The sequence below is a fragment of the Actinosynnema sp. NPDC037264 genome (assembly GCF_055603705.1).
Genome location: NZ_JBVJVK010000039.1, coordinates 1 through 2,457 on the forward strand (window position 1 = coordinate 1; position 2,457 = coordinate 2,457).

Annotated in this window: 2 protein-coding genes; both read left to right on the forward strand. The window is 69.6% G+C overall.

From position 1 onward, the window contains the following. The coding region (locus ACZ7GX_RS31470; protein WP_498781990.1) for a non-reducing end alpha-L-arabinofuranosidase family hydrolase at window positions 1-149 on the forward strand (149 nt) is incomplete at its 5' end. A 76-nt stretch (window positions 150-225) separates the two neighbouring features. Next, complete coding sequence (locus ACZ7GX_RS31475; RefSeq protein ID WP_498781898.1) at window positions 226-2,337, forward strand: family 43 glycosylhydrolase; 2,112 nt, start codon at window positions 226-228, stop codon at window positions 2,335-2,337. The last annotated feature ends 120 nt before the right edge of the window (window positions 2,338-2,457 follow it).

Here is a 2,457-nt window from a genome sequence, read left to right on the forward strand (position 1 = left end):
GTGACCTGATCCGCACCAACCCCGACCAGACCAAGACCATCGACCCCTGCAACCTGCAACTGCTCTACCAAGGCCGCAGCCCCAGCTCCGACGGCATGGACTACGGCCTCCTGCCCTACCGACCGGGCGTGCTGACCCTGCAACGCTGACCGAATCCGGAGCCCCCGCACCCAGTGCGGGGGCTCCGGCCGTGACGCCGCCGGAAGCGGCGGGTAAGGAGCTGTCATGTCTGTCCCCGATCGACTCCCGGGTCGCCTCGCGCGCGGGCGCGGCCGGTGGTCGCGGTTGGCCGCGGTGATGGCCGCGGTCGTGCTCGGCGGTGTGATGGTCGTCTTCGGCTCGGCGACCAGCTCGGCGGCGACCGTCGACACGAACGCGTGGTACGTGCTGGTCAACCGCAACAGCGGCAAGGCGCTCGACGTCTACAACCTCGCCACCAACGACGGCGCCCGCATCACCCAGTGGACCCGCAGCGACGGGGCCAACCAGCAGTGGCAGTTCGTGGACTCCGGCGGCGGCTACTACCGGCTCAAGTCCAAGCACTCCGGCAAGGTGCTCGACGTCTACAACTTCTCCACCGCCGACGGCGCCAACATCGTCCAGTGGGCCGACGGCAACGGCACCAACCAGCAGTTCCGCCTCGCCGACTCCGACGGCGGCCACGTGCGCCTGATCAACCGCAACAGCGGCAAGGCCGTCGAGGTCCAGAACGCCGCCACCAACGACGGCGCGAACATCGTCCAGTACTCCGACTGGGGCGGCGCCAACCAGCAGTGGCAGCTCGTCCGCGTCGGCGGCGGCGGGACGACGACCACCACCACGACGACGACCCCGCAGCAGCCGGGTGGGCAGTTCACCAACCCCGTGGTGTGGCAGGACTTCGCCGATGTCGAGGTCATCCGGGTCGGGGACGCGTACTACATGACCGCGTCCACCATGCACTACTCCCCCGGTGCGCCGATCCTGCGCTCCTACGACCTGGTCAACTGGGAGTTCGCCGGTCACTCCGTGCCGTCACTGGACTTCGGCACGAAGTACGACCTGACCAACGGCCAGCGGGCCTACGTCAACGGCATCTGGGCGTCGACGCTGCAGTACCGCGCCAGCAACCGGACGTACTACTGGGCCGGGTGCATCGACTTCAACGACACCTACATCTACACCGCGACCAGCGTCGAGGGCGCCTGGAACCGGCACGCCCAGATCGACAACTGCTACTACGACGCCGGCATGCTCATCGACGACAACGACACCATGTACGTCGCGTACGGCAACGGCACCATCAGCGTCGCCCAGCTGTCCGCCGACGGCCGCAGCCAGGTCCGCGCGCAGCAGGTCTTCCAGACCCCGTCGAACATCGGCACGCTGGAAGGCGCCCGCTTCTACAAGCGCAACGGCAGCTACTACATCTGGCTGACCCGGCCCGCCAACGGCCAGTACGTGCTCAAGGCGAGCAACCCGTTCGGCCCCTACACCCTGCGCCAGGTGCTGCTGGACCTGCCCGGCCCGATCCCCGGCGGCGGCGTGCCCCACCAGGGCGGCCTGGTCCAGACCCAGAACGGCTCCTGGTACTACATGTCGTTCGTGGACGCCTACCCCGGCGGCCGCGTGCCCGCCCTCGCCCCGATCACCTGGACCGCGGACGGCTGGCCTACCCTCCAGACGGTCAACGGCCGGTGGGGCGTCAACTACCCCTCGCCGCTGCCGACCCGGCCGGTCAAACCCCTCACCGGGACCGACACCTTCGCCGGCACCACCCTCGGCCCGCAGTGGGAGTGGAACCACGACCCCGACACCACGAAGTACTCGGTGAACGACGGGCTGAGGTTGTCCACCGCCACGGTCACCAACGACCTGTACGCCGCCCGCAACACCCTGACGCACCGCATCCAAGGACCGACGTCCACGGCCACGATCGAGCTGGACTACAGCACGATGCGCGACGGTGACCGGTCCGGCCTCGCGATGCTGCGCCAGTCCTCGGCCTGGATCGGCGTCAAGCGCGACAACGGCCAGACCCGCGTGTCCATGACCAACGGCCTGGCCATGGACAGCAGCTGGCGCACCACCAACACCGGCACCGAAGCCGCGAGCGCCGCGATCAGCGGCGGCCGGATCTGGCTTCGGATCAACGCCGACATCCAACCCGGCTCCAACCGCCAGGCCCGCTTCTCCTACAGCACCGACGGCGTGAACTTCACCTCGTTGGGACCGGCGTTCACGTTGAACAACGCCTGGCAGTTCTTCATGGGCTACCGCTTCGGCATCTTCAACCACGCCACCCAGGCCCTCGGCGGCGCGGTCACGGTCCGCAAGTTCGACCTGACCACTCCCTGACCTCGGCGAGAGGCACCCGGCCCGGCCTCGCCGGGCCGGGTGGGCCGGACAACCGCGGGGGGGGGGGGGGGGGGGGGGAGGGGGGGGGGGGGGGGGGGGGAGGGGGGGGGGGGGGAGGGG

Bases quoted from the DNA above. Each gene is read 5' to 3' on its own strand.
- ACZ7GX_RS31475 (WP_498781898.1), top strand. From the start codon at position 226: ATGTCTGTCCCCGATCGACTCCCGGGTCGCCTCGCGCGCGGGCGCGGC.